This is a genomic window from Pseudomonas sp. P42 (genome assembly GCF_017973755.1).
Taxonomy (GTDB): domain Bacteria; phylum Pseudomonadota; class Gammaproteobacteria; order Pseudomonadales; family Pseudomonadaceae; genus Aquipseudomonas; species Aquipseudomonas iridis.
Genome location: NZ_JACOPU010000003.1, coordinates 571364 through 591126, shown reverse-complemented (window position 1 = coordinate 591126; position 19763 = coordinate 571364). Strand labels below are relative to the sequence as shown.

16 protein-coding genes are annotated in these 19763 nt (G+C 55.9%); 6 read left to right on the top strand and 10 right to left on the bottom strand.

Annotated elements, in window-relative coordinates; translation table 11 throughout:
• Positions 1-357 carry an NADH:ubiquinone oxidoreductase gene (locus H8B20_RS12075; RefSeq protein WP_210623244.1) on the bottom strand — a complete coding sequence of 119 codons (357 nt, stop codon included), beginning with the start codon at positions 355-357 and terminating at the stop codon, positions 1-3.
• A 41-nt stretch (positions 358-398) separates the two neighbouring features.
• Here H8B20_RS12075 and H8B20_RS12070 point away from each other — a divergent pair, with 41 nt between their 5' ends.
• On the top strand, positions 399-1364 hold the full coding sequence (locus H8B20_RS12070) for a CobW family GTP-binding protein (RefSeq protein ID WP_210623243.1): 966 nt from the start codon (positions 399-401) through the stop codon (positions 1362-1364).
• Positions 1365-1377: 13 nt separating this feature from the next.
• Here the strand turns inward: H8B20_RS12070 and H8B20_RS12065 are convergent, their stop codons facing one another.
• Entirely contained in the window at positions 1378-1791 is a 414-nt protein-coding gene (locus tag H8B20_RS12065; RefSeq protein WP_210623242.1) for a DUF3301 domain-containing protein, read from the bottom strand.
• A gap of 117 nt (positions 1792-1908) precedes the next feature.
• Between H8B20_RS12065 and pdxY the strand changes: the two genes are divergently transcribed.
• On the top strand, positions 1909-2781 hold the full coding sequence (gene pdxY / locus H8B20_RS12060; RefSeq protein ID WP_210623241.1) for a pyridoxal kinase PdxY: 873 nt from the start codon (positions 1909-1911) through the stop codon (positions 2779-2781).
• A 102-nt stretch (positions 2782-2883) separates the two neighbouring features.
• Here pdxY and H8B20_RS12055 read toward each other — a convergent pair whose 3' ends face one another.
• The gene (locus tag H8B20_RS12055) at positions 2884-3366 is read right to left on the bottom strand and encodes an acyl-CoA thioesterase (RefSeq protein ID WP_003229693.1); all 483 of its coding nucleotides are present in this window, start codon (positions 3364-3366) and stop codon (positions 2884-2886) included.
• Positions 3367-3646: 280 nt separating this feature from the next.
• On the opposite strand from H8B20_RS12055, the gene H8B20_RS12050 reads away from it, so the two are divergent.
• Entirely contained in the window at positions 3647-5410 is a 1764-nt protein-coding gene (locus H8B20_RS12050; protein WP_210623240.1) for a cation:proton antiporter, read from the top strand.
• 21 nt (positions 5411-5431) lie between these two features.
• On the opposite strand, the gene H8B20_RS12045 is transcribed toward H8B20_RS12050, so the two are convergent.
• From H8B20_RS12045 to uvrD, 3 genes are all read right to left on the bottom strand, one after another.
• Positions 5432-5839: an SMI1/KNR4 family protein gene (locus tag H8B20_RS12045; RefSeq protein ID WP_003187120.1), complete on the bottom strand. Its 408-nt coding sequence runs from the start codon at positions 5837-5839 to the stop codon at positions 5432-5434.
• A 138-nt stretch (positions 5840-5977) separates the two neighbouring features.
• Positions 5978-6850, bottom strand: coding sequence for a Tim44 domain-containing protein (locus tag H8B20_RS12040; protein ID WP_210623239.1), 873 nt, complete (start codon positions 6848-6850; stop codon positions 5978-5980).
• A gap of 297 nt (positions 6851-7147) precedes the next feature.
• On the bottom strand, positions 7148-9331 hold the full coding sequence (uvrD, locus tag H8B20_RS12035) for a DNA helicase II (RefSeq protein WP_042561847.1): 2184 nt from the start codon (positions 9329-9331) through the stop codon (positions 7148-7150).
• Between the two features lie 256 nt (positions 9332-9587).
• On the opposite strand from uvrD, the gene H8B20_RS12030 reads away from it, so the two are divergent.
• A complete protein-coding gene (locus tag H8B20_RS12030) occupies positions 9588-12458 on the top strand; it encodes a putative bifunctional diguanylate cyclase/phosphodiesterase (RefSeq protein WP_210623238.1) in 2871 nt (956 codons plus the stop codon).
• Positions 12459-12500: 42 nt separating this feature from the next.
• Here the strand turns inward: H8B20_RS12030 and H8B20_RS12025 are convergent, their stop codons facing one another.
• The 3 genes from H8B20_RS12025 to H8B20_RS12015 are packed head-to-tail and all read right to left on the bottom strand — an operon-like array spanning position 12501 to position 17222.
• Positions 12501-13037, bottom strand: coding sequence for a hypothetical protein (locus tag H8B20_RS12025; protein ID WP_210623237.1), 537 nt, complete (start codon positions 13035-13037; stop codon positions 12501-12503).
• Positions 13021-15711, bottom strand: coding sequence for an RHS repeat domain-containing protein (locus H8B20_RS12020; RefSeq protein WP_210623236.1), 2691 nt, complete (start codon positions 15709-15711; stop codon positions 13021-13023). The genes H8B20_RS12025 and H8B20_RS12020 overlap by 17 nt, the downstream gene beginning before the upstream one ends.
• Positions 15712-15728: 17 nt before the next feature.
• Positions 15729-17222: a DUF6531 domain-containing protein gene (locus tag H8B20_RS12015; RefSeq protein ID WP_210623235.1), complete on the bottom strand. Its 1494-nt coding sequence runs from the start codon at positions 17220-17222 to the stop codon at positions 15729-15731.
• A gap of 321 nt (positions 17223-17543) precedes the next feature.
• Between H8B20_RS12015 and hexR the strand changes: the two genes are divergently transcribed.
• Together hexR and H8B20_RS12005 are read left to right on the top strand one after the other, a co-directional pair.
• Positions 17544-18410: a transcriptional regulator HexR gene (gene hexR / locus H8B20_RS12010; RefSeq protein WP_150688289.1), complete on the top strand. Its 867-nt coding sequence runs from the start codon at positions 17544-17546 to the stop codon at positions 18408-18410.
• Positions 18411-18593: 183 nt separating this feature from the next.
• Positions 18594-18806 carry a PA3496 family putative envelope integrity protein gene (locus H8B20_RS12005; protein WP_047304266.1) on the top strand — a complete coding sequence of 71 codons (213 nt, stop codon included), beginning with the start codon at positions 18594-18596 and terminating at the stop codon, positions 18804-18806.
• Here H8B20_RS12005 and H8B20_RS12000 read toward each other — a convergent pair.
• Complete coding sequence (locus H8B20_RS12000; protein WP_042561844.1) at positions 18748-19710, bottom strand: LysR family transcriptional regulator; 963 nt, start codon at positions 19708-19710, stop codon at positions 18748-18750. The genes H8B20_RS12005 and H8B20_RS12000 overlap by 59 nt on opposite strands.
• Positions 19711-19763 lie beyond the last annotated feature (53 nt).

Here is a 19763-nt window from a genome sequence, read left to right as displayed (position 1 = left end):
TCATGGCTTGAGCCATGTGCCTTGGCTCTGGCTCTCGCAGTAAGGCTTTAGATAAGCGGCGTCAGTGGCGACGCCGTAATAGTGGATGTCCTGGCGATAGGGCATATTGGCAACTTGTGCGTTGTTGCACACGCCGAAAGCGCCGCTGGGGCATTGATCGACGTACTGCACGTCGACTTTCTGCCCGGCCAGCGCGGGTTGGCAAAAACCGTCGTTGAACAGTTTTGCCGGGATGTTGCGGTTCTGCTGGCAGACTTTAACGTCCAGCCGCTCGCCCTGACTGTGCACCACGCAGGCCTGAGCCAACACCTTGCTGGACACCAGCAGCAACAGCAACGACCATCCCATCCAACGCATTTTCAATCTCCTCAGAAACTTTCCTTAGAAAATCCCCGGCCATGTTGCAGAACATTCCTGTCCACGTCATCGCAGGCCCACTCGGCGCCGGCAAGACCAGCCTGATCCGCCAGCTCATGGCGCAACGCCCTGAAGGCGAGCGCTGGGCGTTGCTGATCAACGAGTTCGGCCAGATCGGCCTCGACGCCGCTCTATTGACCCGCGACGGCGATGGTATCGCACTGGGGGAAGTGGCCGGGGGCTGTTTGTGTTGCGTCAATGGGGCGCCGTTTCAGATTGGCCTTGGGCGTTTATTGCGCAAGGCGAAACCGGATCGGCTGTTTATCGAGCCCTCCGGACTGGGCCATCCTGCGCAGTTGCTCAAGCAATTGAGTGAAGCGCCATGGCTAGGTGTGCTGGCGGTTCAGCCGTGCGTTCTGGTGCTGGATGCCCTGGCACTCAATGCGGGGAAAGCGCTGCCGGCAGCGCAGCAGGATGCGTTGGCCAGCGCGGGTTTACTGGTGTTGAACAAGGCCGAAAACCTTTCTGAAACTGGCAGGCAGAAGATTGCCAGTCAGTTGCCGCCAGTCAGACTCGTCTGGACGCAACAAGCGCAATTGCCCTTGAGCGAATTGCCGGGTCTGGCCGCGCGAGCGGTGGCGGGTGTGGATAACCTGATCGTGCCCAAAGGATTGGCGCAGATGCCGGCGGTCTGGAGCGATCCGACACTGCCGATTTGCCTGAGCCAGGCCCAGGACGGTAGTTGGAGTATCGGTTGGCGTTGGCATCCGAGCCAGGCGTTCGACTCACGAAAGCTCGCAGCCTGGCTGCAAAGCCTTGTCTGGAAAAGGGCAAAACTGGTTATCCACAGCACCAATGGCTGGGTTTCAGCGAATGCCCTGGAGAACGCGGATCTGCATTGGCAGCCCAGTGAATGGCGGCGCGATTCGCGGATCGAGCTGATTTTCGCTCAGGTGCAGGATGTTGGCGTGTTGCAGAACGCGTTAGCGGGTTGTCGAGTCGATTGAGATCTTTTGATTTCTACGGCTTCCACTTGGTGTGTTCCTGCCGCCACTGACTCAGCTCGATCACTTCAGCCCGTGGCTTGTGCACCTCGACAACCGGCAGCGTGTCGTCGAACGGTGCCGGGTAGGGCGCCAATTCGATCTGCGCACTGTGGGCGCCGAACTGGGTGATGGTGCCGTTGTGGCGGCTTTCGCCAGTCACGGTGAACTCGAAGTTGTACACCCGCGCCAGTCGCCGGCGACCGCTGGCATCCTTGATAAAACCAATCTTCTTCAACGCGACGTTGCCGTCCAGCAGCTCCACACCGACGTTGATGCAATGCTGTTTGACCCGCTCCAGCGCCCGCTCGCGCAAGCCGTGGTTGTGCCATAGCCACGCGCCAGCGGCGGCGAACAGTATCAGCACGAAGATGTTTTCGAGGGTCAGCATCAACAAGGAACTCCAAAAGTTAGCGTCAGCTTAACTGCGTCGCCGGTCTGTCGTACAGGCTGCGTTTCGTCGCATACTGCGCGGCTTGAATTTCAATCGTTTTACGGAAAAACCCGAATGAAACGTACGCCTCATCTGCTCGCCATTCAGTCCCATGTGGTGTTCGGCCACGCCGGCAACAGCGCCGCAGTATTTCCGATGCAGCGGGTCGGGGTGAATGTCTGGCCGCTCAACACGGTGCAGTTTTCCAATCACACCCAGTACGGCCAGTGGGCCGGCGAAGTGCTGGCGCCGCAACAGATTCCCGAACTGGTCGAAGGCATTGCGGCCATTGGCGAGCTGGGCAATTGCGATGCGGTGCTGTCCGGTTATCTCGGCAGCGCAGCGCAGGGCCGGGCGATTCTCAGTGGCGTGGCGCGCATCAAGTCGGTCAATCCGAAGGCGCTGTACCTGTGCGACCCGGTGATGGGCCATGCGGAGAAAGGTTGCAGCGTGCCAACGGAGGTCAGCGATTTTCTGCTGGAAGAAGCGGCCGCTGTGGCGGACATCATGTGTCCGAACCAGTTGGAGCTGGACAGTTTTTCCGGACGCAAGCCGCAATCGCTGTTCGATTGCCTGGCAATGGCTCGGGCGCTTTTGGCTCGCGGGCCGAAAGTCGTCCTGGTCAAGCATCTGGACTACCCGGGTAAACCGGCGGATGGTTTCGAGATGTTGTTGGTGACCGCCGAGGGCAGTTGGCACCTGCGTCGTCCGCTGCTGGCATTTCCGCGTCAGCCGGTGGGCGTGGGCGATCTGACGTCCGGCCTGTTCCTGGCGCGCGTGCTGCTGGGCGACAGTCTGGTGGCGGCGTTCGAGTTCACGGCGGCAGCGGTGCATGAGGTGCTGCTGGAAACGCAGGCGTGCTCCAGTTACGAGCTGCAACTGGTGCGGGCCCAGGATCGCATTGCGCATCCGCGGGTGAAATTCGAGGCGACGGCAATCAGTTTGTAAGACTGCGTCGCCCCATTCGCGAGCAGGCTCGCTCCCACAGGTACCGCGTGAACCCTGTGGGAGCGAGCCTGCTCGCGAAAGCGGTCGTCAGATCGCTACCAATCAAGCGTCGCCCTTGATCTCCTGATAACGCTTTTCCAGCTCCTGGCGAATCTGCCGGCGTTGCTGCGCCTGCATGTAGCGGCGCTTGTCTTCGCTGTTCTGCGGCTGCAGCGGCGGCACAGCGGCCGGTTTGCGCTGGTCATCCACCGCGACCATGGTGAAGAAGCAGCTGTTGGTGTGGCGCACCGAGCGCTCGCGGATGTTTTCGGTGACGACTTTGATGCCGACTTCCATCGAGGTGTTGCCGGTGTAGTTGACCGACGCCAGGAATGTCACCAGTTCGCCGACATGGATCGGCTCGCGGAAAATCACCTGATCCACAGACAGTGTCACCACGTAACGACCGGCGTAGCGGCTCGCGCAGGCGTAAGCCACTTCGTCGAGGTATTTGAGCAAGGTGCCGCCGTGGACATTGCCAGAGAAATTGGCCATGTCGGGGGTCATCAGTACCGTCATCGACAGCTGGGCGTTTCCGGGTTCCATAACGTTCTCACGGATCAAGGCTGGTTTGCTGGAAGCACCTCTGCGGGTGCCTGGTCACTTTTCAAAAGCACCGTTATCGGGACGCCGGGCGACTGGCTGCCGTCACGCCGGGATCGATCTGTTTCCTAATATTGCACCGCCTTCCAGTGAGAAGTCGCGGTGTTAACCTGCAAAAGCCCTGCCCAAGGGCAATTCCCACACGAAAAGCGGATTTTACCCCGGCTCGCTCAGACCTTTCTGATGCCTGACTGCGAGCGTCGTCATTCAAGGAGCCCACGCCATGCATGCCATCAGTTTTATTCAGGACCTGGCAGTGATCATGTTGGTCGCGGGCGTGGTGACCGTGTTGTTCCATCGTTTCAAGCAGCCGGTGGTGCTCGGTTACATCGTCGCCGGCTTCATCATCGGCCCGCACACCCCACCGTTCGGCCTGATCCACGACGAAGAAACCATCAAGACCCTCGCCGAGCTGGGGGTGATTTTCCTGATGTTCTGCCTCGGGCTGGAGTTCAGCCTGCGCAAGCTGTTCAAGGTGGGCGCCACGGCGTTCATCGCAGCGTTTCTCGAAATCGTCCTGATGATCTGGATCGGCTACGAAATCGGCCGCTGGTTCGACTGGAACACCATGGATTCGCTGTTCCTCGGCGCGATCCTGGCGATCTCTTCGACCACCATCATCGTCAAGGCGCTCAACGACCTGAAGATGAAGAACGAGCGCTTCGCACAGTTGATCTTCGGCGTCTTGATCGTTGAGGACATCCTCGGTATCGGCATCATTGCCTTGCTGTCGAGCATCGCGGTCAGCGGTACGGTGAGCTCCGGCGAAGTGTTTTCCACGGTCGGCAAGTTGTCACTATTCATGATCGTCGCGCTGGTGATCGGCATTCTGCTGGTGCCGCGTTTGCTGGCTTACGTCGCCAAATTCGAAAGCAACGAGATGCTGCTGATAACCGTGCTGGGCCTGTGTTTCGGCTTTTGCCTGCTGGTGGTCAAAATTGAATACAGCATGGTGCTCGGCGCATTCCTGATCGGCGCGATCATGGCCGAGTCGCGGCAACTGCTGAAAATCGAGCGACTGATCGAACCAGTCCGTGACCTGTTCAGCGCAATCTTCTTCGTCGCCATCGGCCTGATGCTCGACCCGATGATTCTGCTGCAATACGCCTGGCCGATTGCGGTGATTACGGTAGCCGTGGTGCTCGGCAAGATGTTGTCCTGCGGGCTCGGTGCGTTTATCGCCGGCAATGACGGACGCACCTCACTGCGGGTAGGGATGGGACTTTCACAGATCGGCGAATTTTCCTTCATCATCGCCGCGCTGGGCATGACGCTGCAGGTCACCAGCAACTTCCTCTATCCGGTGGCCGTGGCCGTCTCGGTGATTACCACGCTCCTGACGCCGTACCTGATTCGCTCCGCCGATCCACTGTCGATCAAACTGGCCGCCGCGATGCCGCAGCGTTTAGGGCGGGTGCTGGGGATGTATGGCGAATGGCTGCGCAGCATTCAGCCGCAGGGCGAGGGGGCGATGCTGGCGTCGATTATCCGGCGAATCCTGTTGCAGGTCGGGGTCAATCTGGCGCTGGTCATCGCGATCTTCTTCTCGGGTGCGTTCTTCGCCGAGCGTATCTCGATGTATCTGCAAGACTGGATCAGCGATCCGAGCTGGCAGAAAGCGTTGATCTGGGGCGGAGCTTTGCTGGTGTCGTTGCCGTTTCTGATCGCGGCCTATCGCAAGCTCAAGGCGCTATCGATGCTGTTGGCCGAGATGGGCGTGAAGCCGGAGATGGCCGGAAGGCACACGCAGCGAGTGCGCCGGGTGATCTCCGAGGTGATCCCGATTCTCTCGCTGCTGGTGATTTTCCTGCTGCTGGCAGCCTTGTCGGCCAGTATTCTGCCGACCAACAAGTTGCTGGTGCTGATCGCCGTGGTCGCGGCCGCCGTGGCGGCGCTGCTCTGGCGCTGGTTTATCCGCGTGCACACGCGGATGCAGGTGGCCTTGCTGGAAACCCTCGACAACCACAAGGAGTCGTCGGGGCACTGACCACCCGGGGCGTTTGGCCGATCAGCTTTCCAGCCAGACGTCCCGTGCCCAATGCCAGACCGATTCCCAGGTTTCTTCGGCAATCAGCTCTTCCTCGGCTTGCCACAACACCACCGTGCCGTCTTCTTCGACGCAGTAGTAGTCGTCGCCGTCCTGGCAGATTGGAATCAGGCTGCGATCCACACCGGCATCCCAAGCGTTGGCGGCGACATCCGGCAAGTAGGTGTGCGATTGCGGGTCGGTGACAGTTACCGGCTCCAGGCTACCGTAAACCACGTCGCTGACCGTCAGCAAAAACTCCCTGAAGACAAACGGAATATCGATGAACAGTTGTTCTTCGATTTCAACCAGCAGGTCTTCGTCAGGCAACTCCAAAGGAACCGGTACCGGTTCGTTGGCTTCGCGCAGTTGTTCGATAATTTCTTCCACGTCCGGGATCCTCTTGCTTGTATGGCGCGGTTTATATGGGCCGGTTTATACAGTAGCTTGCTATAGATGCAACCGCGAAATACAAAAACCCCGGACAAGTCCGGGGTTTTTGTTACCGCATGCTTAACGCAGAGGGGATCAGCCGTTCTGGCGGATACCGGCCACCAGCCAAGGCTGGTTCTCGCCCTGCGGACGTTCCATGTTCCAGCTTTCGCTGAACACTTCGCCTTGGTCGAAACGCGAGGTCTTCGACACACCGCTGAAGGTCAGGGTGGCGATGGTCTTGTCGGCACGGTCATCTACGCCGTCCAGTTGAACCTGGAGGTTGTCGATGTAGGTCGACTGGAAGGCGTCGCCCAGATCCGCACGCTCACGCTTGAGGAACTCGAGCATCTGCGGGGTCACGAACTCGGCGATCTTGTCCATTTCGTTAGCGTCCCAGTGCTGCTGCAGCGACTGGAAGTGGCTGCGTGCAGCTTCAAGGAAGCTCTGCTCGTTGAACCAGGCCGGTGCGTTGATTACCGGACGGGCGGCAGCAGATGTAGCCGAACCACCGAAGATCGAACCCATGCCGGCAGGCTTCTGCTCGAACACTTCACGCTGCATCGGCGCGCCAGCTGGAGCCAGGTGCTCCTGCTGCTTGCGGCGACGAGCGGCGATGAAGCGGAAGATCACGAACGCGATCACGGCCATGATCAGGATGTCGAAGATCTGCATGCCCTGGAAGCCGCCGCCCATGAACATGGAAGCGAGCAGACCACCGGCGGCGATACCGGCCAGAGGGCCGAGCCATTTCGAAGCACCGCCGGCCTTGGCAGCAGCGCCAGCGGCACCGGCAGCACCAGCGGTCGCAGCAGCGCCGCCAGCTGCGGAAGAAGGAGCCATTTGGCTGGTCTGGTGCGACGGCGCAGCGCCGGCGCTTTTGCCACCACCAAAGCGCTTGGCGTTGGCGTCGAGGCTCATCGTCAGGCCGATGCACAACGCCATGGCGATGCTAAGAAAACGTTTCATAAAGGGAATTCCCGTTTGTGGAGACACGCGCGCCATGTTGCACAGCTGAAGTGTTACTGGCTAGCGAGAGAGTGTTTCGGGCTTTTGCCTGACAGGTTACGTTCAGCTCCGTCGGGGCAATCAGCGGATGTACTTTTGGCTGTAGGAAAAGGCGATTGGTTCAGAGCGATTGGGGGTTACAGCGCAGAATCCTGTGGGAGCGAGCCCGCTCGCGAAAGCCACACCGAGGTTTATCAGATAAACCGTGGTGATTTTCACCGCGAGCAGGCTCGCTCCCACAGAAAAGCGAAATCGGTGTCAGATAGCTTCCAGCTTCGCGTAACCGAGCATCAGCCACTTGCTGCCTTCACCGAAGTTCACCTGCACCCGCGCCTGTGCACCCGCGCCTTCGAAGTTGAGGATCACGCCGTCGCCAAAGACCGAATGGCGCACTGCCTGACCCAGGCTGAAGCCGGTTTCCGGAATCTCGCTGCCGCTGAACAGATTGCTGCCACTCATCGACTGGTTGCCGCCGAACGGACGGCTGACGCTGTTCGACAAACGGACTTCCTGAATCAGACCTTTCGGCACCTCTCGTACGAAACGCGAGACCTTGTTGTAGGTTTCGCTGCCGTACAGGCGTCGGGTTTCAGCGTAGGTCATCACCAGGTTTTGCATCGCCCGGGTGATACCGACGTAGGCCAAGCGTCGTTCTTCTTCAAGACGCCCGGGTTCTTCCAGGCTCATCTTGTGCGGGAACAGGCCTTCTTCCATGCCCACGAGGAACACGTAAGGGAATTCCAGGCCTTTGGCGCTGTGCAGGGTCATCAACTGAATGCTGTCTTCGTGCTCGTCGGCCTGAGTGTCGCCGGCCTCCAGCGAAGCGTGGCCAAGGAATGCTGCCAGTGGCGTCAGTTCTTCGTCTTCTTCAGTGTTCTCGAAGTTGCGCGCGGCGCTAACCAGTTCCTCAAGGTTTTCTACCCGAGCCTGGCCTTTCTCGCCTTTTTCCGCTTCGTGATAGGCGATCAGGCCGGATTGCTCGATGACGGTTTGGGTCATCAAGTGAAGCGGCATCTCCGCGCATTTGGCAGCGAGGTTCTCGATCAGCTCGATGAACGCACCCAGCGCACCCGCAGCACGACCGGTCAGGCCTTTATTGGCGACCAACAGGCGCATGCCTTCCCACATCGACACATCGCTGTGGCGCGCATGCTCGCGAATTGCTTCAACGGTTTTCTCGCCGATGCCGCGAGCCGGGACGTTGATCACCCGTTCCAGCGCAGCATCGTTGCCCCGACCTTCGAGCAAACGCAGATACGCCATGGCGTTCTTGATTTCCGCACGCTCGAAGAAGCGCTGGCCGCCATAGATGCGGTACGGAATGCGTTCACGTAGCAATGCTTCTTCCAAAACGCGTGATTGGGCGTTGGAACGGTACAGAATCGCGATATCGCTGCGAGCCAGGCCGGTTTTGAGCGCGCTTTCGATGGTTTCGACAACGTAGCGTGCTTCGTCGTGTTCGTTGAACGCGGCGTACAGATTGATCGCCTCACCGTCTCCGCCGTCCGTCCACAGCTCTTTGCCCAGGCGTCCGGTGTTGTTGGCGATCAGGGCGTTGGCCGCTTTCAGGATGCCGGCAGTGGAGCGGTAGTTCTGCTCCAGGCGAATGGTCACAGCGTCCGGGAAGTCGGCGGAGTATTGATGGATGTTTTCGATCTTCGCCCCGCGCCAGCCGTAAATCGACTGGTCGTCGTCGCCGACCACCATCAGGCTGTCGCCACCCTTGCCGAGCAGGCGCAACCAGGCGTACTGCACGGCGTTGGTGTCCTGGAACTCGTCCACCAGAATGTGCCGGAAGCGCTTCTGATAATGCGCCAGCAAGCCGGGGTGGTCGCGCCACAAGTCGAGGGCGCGCAGCAGCAGTTCGGAGAAGTCGATAACACCGGCGCGCAGGCAAGCAGCCTCGTAGGCCTCGTAAATGCCGCGCATGGTGGCCAGGTACAAGTCGCCGCTGGCCTGAATGTGTTGCGGACGCAGACCTTCGTCTTTCTGTCCATTAATGAACCATTGGGCCTGACGGGCCGGCCAGCGTTGCTCGTCCAGGCCCAGCTCGCGGATTACCCGCTTGACCAGCCGTTGCTGGTCGTCGCTGTCGAGAATCTGGAAGGTCTGGCTCAGCCCGGCTTCCTGCCAGTGCGCCCGCAACAAGCGGTGCGCGAGGCCGTGGAAGGTGCCGACCCACATGCCAGCCGGGTTGATACCCAGCAACTGCTCGATGCGGTGACGCATCTCGGCAGCGGCCTTGTTGGTGAAGGTCACCGACAGGATGGAGTGGGGCGAGGCGTTTTCGACCTGGATCAACCAGGCGATACGGTGCACCAGCACTCGGGTTTTACCGGAGCCGGCACCGGCCAGGACCAACTGACGGCCAACGGGGGCTGCTACGGCCTGGCGTTGGGCATCGTTGAGGGAGTTCAGCAGAAGGGAGAGGTCATCGCGCATCGGGGCATTCTAGGGTGCGCCGCAGGCCCGGGCAAACCGAGCTTTGCATTAGCCGATGAAAGTGCCGTCAATGACGACCGGTCGGTCACTGGCTACAGGCGTCAGCCCGCCTCACTCTGCGGGTTCTGCCGGCACCAAGGGAGGGAAAACTTTCGATGAATTTGTGGTCCGGAGCAGTTTGGCAACGGGATCGGCTTGTGTATGCTCCGTCCACGTTTCGGGCGCACGCCCCCTTATAAGAACAAGAACGTTGCCCATGACCCTCAGCGCCGAACTGTCGGGCCCCTCTGTGGAACCCCGGGTTATCCGCAAGCACTACGCCGTCGAGATGGCGGTCGAGCGCACGCGTCTGCTGTATCAGGGCTCTTTATTGCCCACGCTGTTCATGTTGATCAATGGTCTGGTCTGCGCCGGTTTGCTCTGGAGCCCGCAGCGCTATTTCGTGGTCAGCGTCTGGCTGGTGTGGTTGTTGTCGCTGGTGGCTTTACGTGTGATTCAGGTGGCCGCGTTCGACTCAGCCATCCCCAATCGCCAGGCCCAACCTATCTGGCGCCGGATGTTCCTGCTCGGCTCGACCATGACCGGCCTGACCCTGGCCGGTGCGGGCATCGCGCTGGTACCCGCCGACAATTTCATGCAGCAAGCCTGGGTTTTCGGCCTGATCGGCGCCGCGACCCTGTCGGCCAGTGTCGCCTACGCGGTGAGCCTGCCGGCATTTCTGTCGTTTACCTTGCCCTGTCTGCTACCGGCGATCGGTTATCTGTTCTGGGGCGGTGACGAGCAGGCGCGCGGTTGGGGCTGGCTCGGGCTGATTCTGTTGGGATCGCTGAGCGTGGTGGCATGGCAGGTCAATCGTCTGATCGATCGTGGTTTGCTGCGGCGCTTCCAGAATCAGCACCTGATCGAACATCTGCAGCAGACACAGGCGCGCAGCGAGCAGCTCAATCAAGAACTGGCGACAGAAATAGACCATCGGCGCTGCGCCGAGGGCAAGTTGCGCGAAGCTCAGGTCGAGCTGGAAGACCGCGTCGCCCTGCGCAGCCGCGAGCTGGACGCTGCCAATCAGGCCTTGAGCAAAAGCGAAACACGTCTGGCGCTGGCGTTGAAGGCCAGTGAGTTGGGGCTGTGGGACTGGAATCTGCAAACCGACGAAGTCCACCACACGCAGATCCAGGAACTGTTCGGCCTGGCCCCGGAATACGTCACCGCCATCCTGCGCGACCTCAAACCGCGGCTGCACCCCGAAGATGTGCCACCCCTCAAACAGGCGTTGATCGAGCATCTGAAGGGCCGCAGCGAGGACTATCAGATCGAGTACCGCGTGCGTCACGGCGATGGCCATTGGGTCTGGATCGAGGACCGGGGCCGCGCCGTAGAGCGCAGTGAAAGTGGGCGAGTGATCCGCATGGTCGGCACTCGCCGGGATATCAGCGCCAGCAAGAGCCTCGAAGAGCAGCAGCGCCTGGCGGCAACGGTGTTCGAAGCGGCCAGCGAAGGCATTGTGATTTTCGACCCGAATTACACACTGATCGCGATCAATCAGGCGTTCAGCCGGGTCACCGGTTACGGCATTGATGAAATGCTCGGGCGTAATGTGGTCGAGCTGCCATGCAGTCGCGATGCCCGCCGCCACTACGTCGCCATCCGCACCGCCCTTGAGCAGTACGGCAGTTGGCAGGGCGAATTGGTGGAGACCCGCAAGAACGGCGAGCTGTATCCGCAATGGCTCCAACTCAACGCAGTACGCGATAGTCGGGGAAATGTCGGCCATATCGTGGGCTTCTTCGCTGATCTTTCCGCGCGGCGTGAATCCGAAGAGCGCATGCGTTATTTGACGCACTACGATGAACTTACCGGTCTGGCCAATCGCTCGCTATTCCGCGAGCGGCTGCATGAGGCGCATCAGCGGGTTCGACAGGGCGGCCGGCGCAGTCTTGCGCTGCTGCACATCAATCTGGATCGCTTCAAATTGCTCAACGACAGTTTGGGCCATGAAGTCGCTGACCAGTTGTTGCAGAAGATGGCTCGCCGGTTGGTCAACGCCTTGCCGGAAGCCGACACGATCGCTCGTTTATCCGGCGACGAGTTCGCTGTGCTCTTCGATGCCTACGGCAACCTGTCGAGTCTGGCGCGGGTCGCCACGCGGCTGTCGGCCAAGCTGCGCCTGCCGCTGACCGTTGACGGGCACGAATTGGTGGTCAGCGCCTCGATGGGCATCAGCATGCTGCCGGACAACGCACGGGAGATCTCCGCGCTGGTCAGCCAGTCGAACATGGCCATGCAACATGCCAAACATCTGGGCGGCAATAATTTCCAGTTCTACACCGAAAGCCTGCAAGCCAGCACCCTTGAGCGATTGCAGCTGGAAAACCAGTTGCGCAAAGCTATCGATGAGAAGCAGTTACAGGTGTTCTATCAGCCCAAGCTGTGCCTGGAGTCGGGGCGCTTGAATGCGGCGGAAGCTCTGGTGCGCTGGGATCACCCGAGCATGGGCCAGGTGCCGCCGGGGGACTTCATCGGGCTGGCCGAGGAAACCGGATTGATCGGGCCGATCGGCGAATTCGTGCTGCGCCAGGCTTGCTGGCAGGCGTGCGAATGGCAGCGTCAGGGGCTCGCGCCAATTCGCGTTTCGGTGAACCTGTCGGTGCACCAATTGCGCCAAGGCAAGCTGGTCAGTCTGGTGCGACAAGTGCTGGAAGAAACCGGGCTGGCGCCGCACTACCTCGAACTCGAACTGACTGAAAGTCAGCTGCTCGACAGCGTTGAGCACATCATCGCGACGTTCCAGCAACTGCGCGATCTGGGGGTGAAACTGGCCATCGATGATTTCGGCACCGGGTATTCGTCGCTGAGTTATCTCAAGCGCATCCCGGTGGACTACGTGAAGATCGATCAAGCGTTCATTCGTGGTTTGGGCGAGAGCAGTGAAGATGCGGCCATCACTCGGGCGATCATCGCCATGGCCCATGGGCTGTCGCTGAAAGTGGTGGCTGAGGGGGTAGAGCGCGAGGAGCAGCTGGAATTTTTGCGCGCCGAGCGCTGTGATGAAGTGCAGGGTTATCTGATCAGTCGTCCGGTGGACTCAACCGGCTTAGGCAGCCTATTACGAGGGCAAGAAGCCAATTGAGTTGATGAGTCAGCAGATATTGCTGACTCAACAGGATCATCTTTAGGCGAATCGTCTAATCCACCAAGAAATATATGCCTCAAGTTTATTATTTGACCAGGATACAGATTTCACCCTCCCAGGGTTTGATGAGTGTTGAATACTTATGCTTTCGGTTTTATTTTCAGGGAACAGTTCGAACGCAGACCCTGATTTTTCGGGGGTATATACTATTGAAGAAAGTCGGCCGTTAATGAATCGGAATCGAGCTGTGCCACTGCCAGAATCCCCATCTATCTTAAAGTTGAATACTTCAAAAACTTTATAATCAAATTTTGCTTTAAATGGGCCTCTGCTACTCTCGGAGCTTTCTAAAAGAATTGGGGTGTAGCCTTGATTTTCGAGGTCGCTGATTAACGATTGAGTGAGGCTGCAACTCTGGATGTTGTTCACAAGCAGTGATGATTCTTTTTCGCAAATTTGATCTATATCTGCGGGGTAGTAGTATTGTGCTGCTATGACTGCTACAAAGCATGCGAGAAGAAATACCGCCGAGGTCGTTGCTGTTTTTGAATGTCTACGTTTAATAATAGGCGCCATGTGATGTTGCCTCCATAATAAGGGCATTGTTTTCAATAAGATTCATGCAACTGTTGGGGCAGTCACTAGGAGCATCGCTGTTTTTGGCAGCACACAATCCGGCTTGGTTATTCCAGTCATCCATAGCCCTTTCATATTTGTTTTGGCCAAAATTCGATACTTCATGTGCCCACCCGGCGAATCGGCTTACTGATTCTCCCCAGTTTGATGCCGCAATCATGCACGATGCAACACAGTGCCTGTAAGCGTCTTGGGGGCCATTGTATGGTCCTGGGAGACCACTCTTTTCTGCAATTTTCTCGGCGTTTGACGACCATTCAAACACAGATTCCAATCCAAAGGGATCAACATATTTCAACGGATTGCCATTGACATATACGTAGGTGTTAAAGCCACCCCTAAGACCTACTGGGTCACTTTCTAAATAGCGTCCGGATTCGGGATCGTAATATCTAAAATAGTTGTAATGCAACCCTGTTTCAATATCGTAATACTGCCCAGGAAAGCGCAAATTAAAGACCAAAGATCCATTAGGCTCTCCTTTACCGAAAGAATCGGGACTCCAAGTCCAAATAATTTCTTTTGCGTCATTCGTTATTCTATGTGGCGTATTAAGATGATCGCTATGGATGTAGAAAAGGGAACGTTTTATCTCATTCTCGGACGAGTCATAATCAATAGTGATTCCGCCCAGCAGGATGTTGTCTAACCAAAAGTAATACTGGCTAGAAAGTTTTTTTCCTTTTTCATTTAGGCGTGTCTCACCTAGTAATTGTCTGTTGTATCCGTAGAGAAATGTAGTTACCTGTGCCGAAGTTTCTTTCCTAATTCGTTGGCCTGTAGCGTTATAGTGAAAATGTATCAGTGGCATGTCACCGATGTTTGCGCTAGTCATGCGATTGTTGTCAGTATATGTGGTCTGGCGATGGGGCTGGTCACTTATTATATTGCCAGTTGGATCTATAGTTATTAATTGATCGTTGATCTTTACTAATCGATTGCTGCTCTCTCCATAACGGTACGAAACTTGAGTGCTGGGTTTTTCTTGTTCGAAGCCTTTAAATCTATGGGTGCTCTTAATTCGGTTGCCCCCAGCGTCATAAGAATATGTTTGCTGGGAGCTAGCGTCGTCCTTCTCTACAAGACGATCCATTGAGTCATATGCATAGTTTGTATCGCCAAAATGATTATTTTGTATTCTGGTGATATTGCCATTTTGGTCGTAACTATAAATGTTGCTCTTGTCAGCAACCGCCTGTGCGGTTAAAAAATAATCCTGATCGTAGGTACGCTGAAGCGTGATGCCATTCCCCCACGTGAGGCTTTTCAATGGGCCGAATGGTAAATAGGTGAGGTCTCGTGCGAGGGTAACTGACTTTTCGCTGCCATTCTGAATCTGCACTTGAGTGACCTGTCCGGCAGTGTCGCGAAGATAGTGAATGTTGAATCCAGCCGGGTAGTCGATTCGGTTGAGTCGATTGGCCGAGTCATACCCGTACCTAACGTTTTCGGACTGAGCCATGTTTGCCATGGAGGGCGTGTGCAGTTGCGCTATCAAGTTGCCGTGTGCGTCATAGGAGTAGGTCTGCACACCGTTCGCATCCTCAATCGCCGTCAAGCGCCCAACTCCCCTGTTGCCTTCAGCGATAGAGTCGTAATGGAAGCGTACATCAAGCTTTGGGTTTGCTGGATAGCGACGACTAAGCAATCGATTGAGAGCGTCGTACGCGTAAAACGTGGCAACACCTCGAGCATCCGTTTTCTCTTTGATGTTTCCAGCGGCGTCATATTTGTATTTGCTAGTACCGCTGTCTGGACTGTCTAGCTGGGTCAGGTTACTCAAGCCATCGAAGTGATACCGAGTGCTTACCCCGCGTGCGTCGCTGACGTGGGTGAGGTTGTCCTGAGCGTCATACTCAAACTGAGACGTCCCGTTTAGCGGGTCGGTGCTTTTTATTAAACGATTGAGTGGGTCGTAAGCGTGACCATAGTGAGTGTCACGAGGAGTGACGAACGCAACAGGATTATCATTAAGGTCGTATTTCAAATGACTCGTTTGCTCATTAGCACCTACTGAGTAAAGTAAACGCCCCAGTTCGTCATATACCTTTCGATGCTGGTTCGTTATATTCCCTGTTTCGTCTTTCAAACGTATCGCTGTTTGATTGCCCATCGGATCGAGTTCAAATTCAACTTGCTCCATCAGGTTATTTTCAATTCGAATCAATCGTCTGGCATCGTCCCAAGTATAAGCAATCCACCCGCCATCCCCTTGGGTCAGTCTGGTTATGTCCCCGGTAGCGTTGTAATCGAATTGCAGGGTGCTTTCTTCGATGCTTAGAGACGACAGCCAACCTTGAGGCGTATAGGTTAATAAGGTTAAGACGCCATTGGGATCAACGATTGTTTGCGGGTTCCCTAAATAATCGAAGTTTGACATTTCGAAGGTATGCCCAGCTGCGTTAATAACACGCGTCAGGTTGCTGTGTGAGTCATATTCGTAGCGAGTGAAATCATTTACATCGGTTCTTGGTCCGTCCGAGAGTTTCAGCAAGCCACGGGCATTGTAGGTAAACAACCATCCGCGTTCTGGCGTCTGCAAAAGTGGGGCGGTAAGGAAGGTGCCCCCGATTGCTAACACTAGAAGGCCTAGTCTTATTATCAGTGTGTTCATGTTCAGATCCTTCTGAATCAATGTGTTTTGATTGTCTGGGTAAGCTTGCGTCCTTCAGCGTCGTAAGTGTATTGGATTGATCGCTTTGGCTGTTTGATTTTCAAAGGCAGTGATAGTGTATCGTGCCACTCTGTAGTAATGGTTCTTGATTCAAGTGTATTACTTGCCTCGGTACGGGATGTTTCCAGGCCGCGATCATTATGGGTGTAAAGCGTAGTAATTCCTTTGCTGTCAGTTTGCGATGTCAGTAAGCCGCGTTCGTCATAGGTAAATGTCGAATTGCTTTTTGGACAGTTAGCGGTGGGTTCTCCAATAATCGAAGTTATGCGTTTGGTACCCTGAAAATAACCGAATTTATAAGTTGCGCTTTTGCCCAGAGCGTTGGATACAGTGGTGGAATCGTCAGAGTGATATTCAATAGTCACATTCTCAGCGCCTTGCGCATGCTCGCTTGAGATCGCTCGGCCATGTTGGTCATATTTCCAAGTGGCGTAGAGCACGCCGCGTTCATCGATAATGCCTGTTAAAAGTCTGCTGTCATTATCGTCCTCATATAGATATCGTTTAATTTTTAAGCTGTCATGGAGTGCACGTGTCATAGAGACTAATTGCTTGTATTCGTTATAGTCATAAGTTAACTCTGTGTTGTTTGTTTTTACTTTTAATGGTTGCTTTTTCGTGTCCTCGAAAACTTCCAGCGTATCTCCATGTGCGTTGGTTATTTTCAGGTGTTTGTCGGTGTAGGTGATGGAGTATTTCGTTTCATGGTTTTTGAACTCGCGCAGTCTCCCTGTTGAGTCAAAACTAAGGATGCTGTTATCTGCTGCTAAGTAAACCCAGGTATTTGAGATATTTGATGTCGATCCTGCCCTTGGGTGTCTGGCTACATAGCTTCCTGATTCTTTGTCAAATAAAGATCTTTCGCCATTGGAATGAACTAAAGTAATAGTTTTTCCATTAGTGATTATTCTGTCGGAATAAGAGTGGGTCCACAGTCCATTGACGCTACTGTAATATTTTATAAATTTTAATTTGTTTTTAGCAGCAGTTGTCGAAAGTGGGAGGTCTTGTTCTATTTGTATTTTATACCCGGTTAAAAAATTAATGGGGTTCCCGACGGTTTGCGAAATGCAAAAAATCTCATCAGTGCTTTGATTTTCGCATTGTCCACTCAAAGGGTTGAATAATGTGTTTCGTTCGCATGAGTCTCCGTATCTATGAATGGAAAGTGCGAGATTGTCTTCATTTGGGTCGGGCCCATAAATCAGATTGCAAGTCCATTGGTTTTCACTGGAAGTAGGTGTGGCAGTGTAGTATTCATATTCGCCGTACTCGGTGTCTGTATGGAGCGACCTGCATGCCATTTCAGGAGAGGAATGCTTTTTCTGACTTTCTGTCCAGTCATATGCCTCTGGTTGGATGTGCCAATAATAACCCTCCGCTAAAGCTTGAAAAGATATGCCTAGTAGAAGGGCAAGTGTTGCATAGGGTGCCAGTAGTTTTGAGGGCATTGAAAATCCTTAGAGTATTTGTTGTCCTTAATCTCTTGGATTCTCGCGCCTGAAGTCGCTTGAGGTGTGGTACATATATATTGCTTTTACAAATCAATTTTAATTTAAAACGGAGTTAAAGCTTCGCCACTCTGCCAGGTCTTTGGATTGAAGGTATCCGGGTGATTCGTCTGGGGGGCTAAAAATGGCTACACAAGGTGCACGCGCCGAGAACAGGGGGCGGTGAGACAATCCAGTTACGCATTGAGCAGGCAAAAAGCCAATTCATGTAGTATAACTACAAGCTTGCTACATCCCCGACCATAACAAGAGTCCAGCCCCTTGAATCTGCTGCAACACATCGCCCAGTCACGTCACCTGTTACGCAAGTCGGAGCTCAAGGTCGCCGACCACGTGCTGCTTGACCCTGCGGCGGTGATGCACAGTTCCATGGCCGACCTGGCCCACAACGTCGGCATCAGTGAGCCGACCATCGTGCGCTTTTGTCGCGCCATCGGTTGTTCCGGCTTTCAGGATCTGAAACTGAAACTGGCGCAGAGCCTGGCCGCCGGTGCCAGTTTCGGCCAGTTCGCGATCCATGAAGACGACTCGGTCGCTGATTACAGCCTGAAGATTTTCGACACCACGTTGCACACGTTGATGGAGGTTCGCGAGAGGCTCGATCCGGTGGAATTGCAGCGTGCGGTGACCTTGATGTCGCAGGCGCAGCGCGTCGAGTTCTATGGCTTTGGCGCGTCGGGCGCGGTGGCAGCGGATGCGCAACACAAGTTCTTCCGCCTGCTGCTGACGGCGGCGGCCTACTCCGATCCGCACATGCAGGCGATGTCGGCGGTAACGTTGAAGCCGACTGACGTGGCGATCTGCATTTCCCAGTCCGGGCGCTCCAAGGATTTGCTGATCACCGCCAATCTGGTGCGCGAGAGCGGCGCTTCGCTGATCACGCTGTGCCCGAGCCAGACGCCATTGGCGGAACTGTCGACGGTCAATCTGGCGATCGATGTGCATGAAGACACCGAAATCTATACGCCGCTGACTTCGCGCATTGCTCACCTGGTGGTAATCGACGTGCTGGCCATGGGCGTGGCCATGGCGCGAGGTCCGAGCCTGGTCAACCACCTCAAGAGTGTGAAGCGCAGTCTGCGTAGCTTGCGTTTGTCTCCGAAAGCAGTGAAAGCACTGGATGACTAAGATCAAAAGATCGCAGCCTTCGGCAGCTCCTACGGGTGTACGCATTCCCTTTTAGGAGCTGCCGAAGGCTGCGATCTTTTGCTTTTCGGTGCAAACCTTCATCAGTCTGTAACCATGACGCAGCCAAACCGTCATCCCCCGCGCCTATCGTGAAACTCCCGTAATCGCCTTGGGAGACTCGAAATGGCTCAGCCCTACGAAGAACGCAACAGCGCAGCGAAAACCCGTCGTCAGCAGGAAGACCAGCGCCGCATGGAGTTCCGTCGCGCCATCGAAGATCGCTATGAACTTCGTCAGCTTCAGGCCGAAATCGGCGGTTTTCCCGAGGAAGTCGAACTCAATTATTGGCAGGCGGCACCGGCAGCTTCCCGTCGAAGCGCTCAACCAGCGCGCTGATCTGCACGCGTTCGCTGCGGATAAACGCCAGGAAGGCGTGCGCCACTGGTGACAAGCGCTTGGCTTTGGCTTGTACCAGGCACCAGCTTCGCAACAGCGGTAACTCCTCGACCGGCAGCTCGACCAGGCCGCCGGTCGCCAGCTCCAGGTTCAGGGCGTGGCGCGTCAACAGCGCCAGGCCCAGACCCGCCGCCACGCATTCACGTTGTGCTTCGGCCGAGGCCACCTCTTGAGTCTGGGTGAAGTGCACGCGCTTCTCTTTGAAATACTCTTCGCACGCCAGTCGCGTGCCCGAGCCGGGTTCGCGGATCAATAGCGTGTACGGCTCAAGATCCTGCAAACGCAGCGGCCCCATATGCGCCAGTGGATGATCCGGGCGAGCCGCGGCGACAATCGGATTATTGAGAAATGGAAGGAATTCCAGCCCCATGTCCTGCGGCACCATCGACATGATTACCAGATCATCGCGGTTGTCGGAAAGACGTCGGATCACCTGGCCACGATTGACCACGGTCAGTTGCAGATTCACTTCCGGATGCTGGCGTTTAAACGCCGCGAACAGATGTGGCACGAAATACTTGGCGCTCGACTCCACCGCCAGCTTCAGTTGGCCCTGCAGCGAGCCCTGCATGTCCGATAGCTGCATGTCGAGATTTTCCAGGCGTCCGAAGATGTCTCGACTGGCGCGCTGAAGGGCTTCGGCGGCCTCGGTCATGTAGAGTTTTTTGCCGACATAATCGAATAATGGCTGCCCGATCAGCTCTTCGAGCTGACGAATCTGTAGGCTGACGGCCGGTTGTGTCAGCGACATTTCCTCGGCCGCGCGGCTGTAAGAGCGTAAATCACACACTTCATTGAAGATCTGTAACTGGCGTAATGTCATACGCATCAGTGACTTACGCATTTTATTCAGGCTCAGGGTTCGGGCAGATGTTTCAACTATAAGTGTTTACTTAT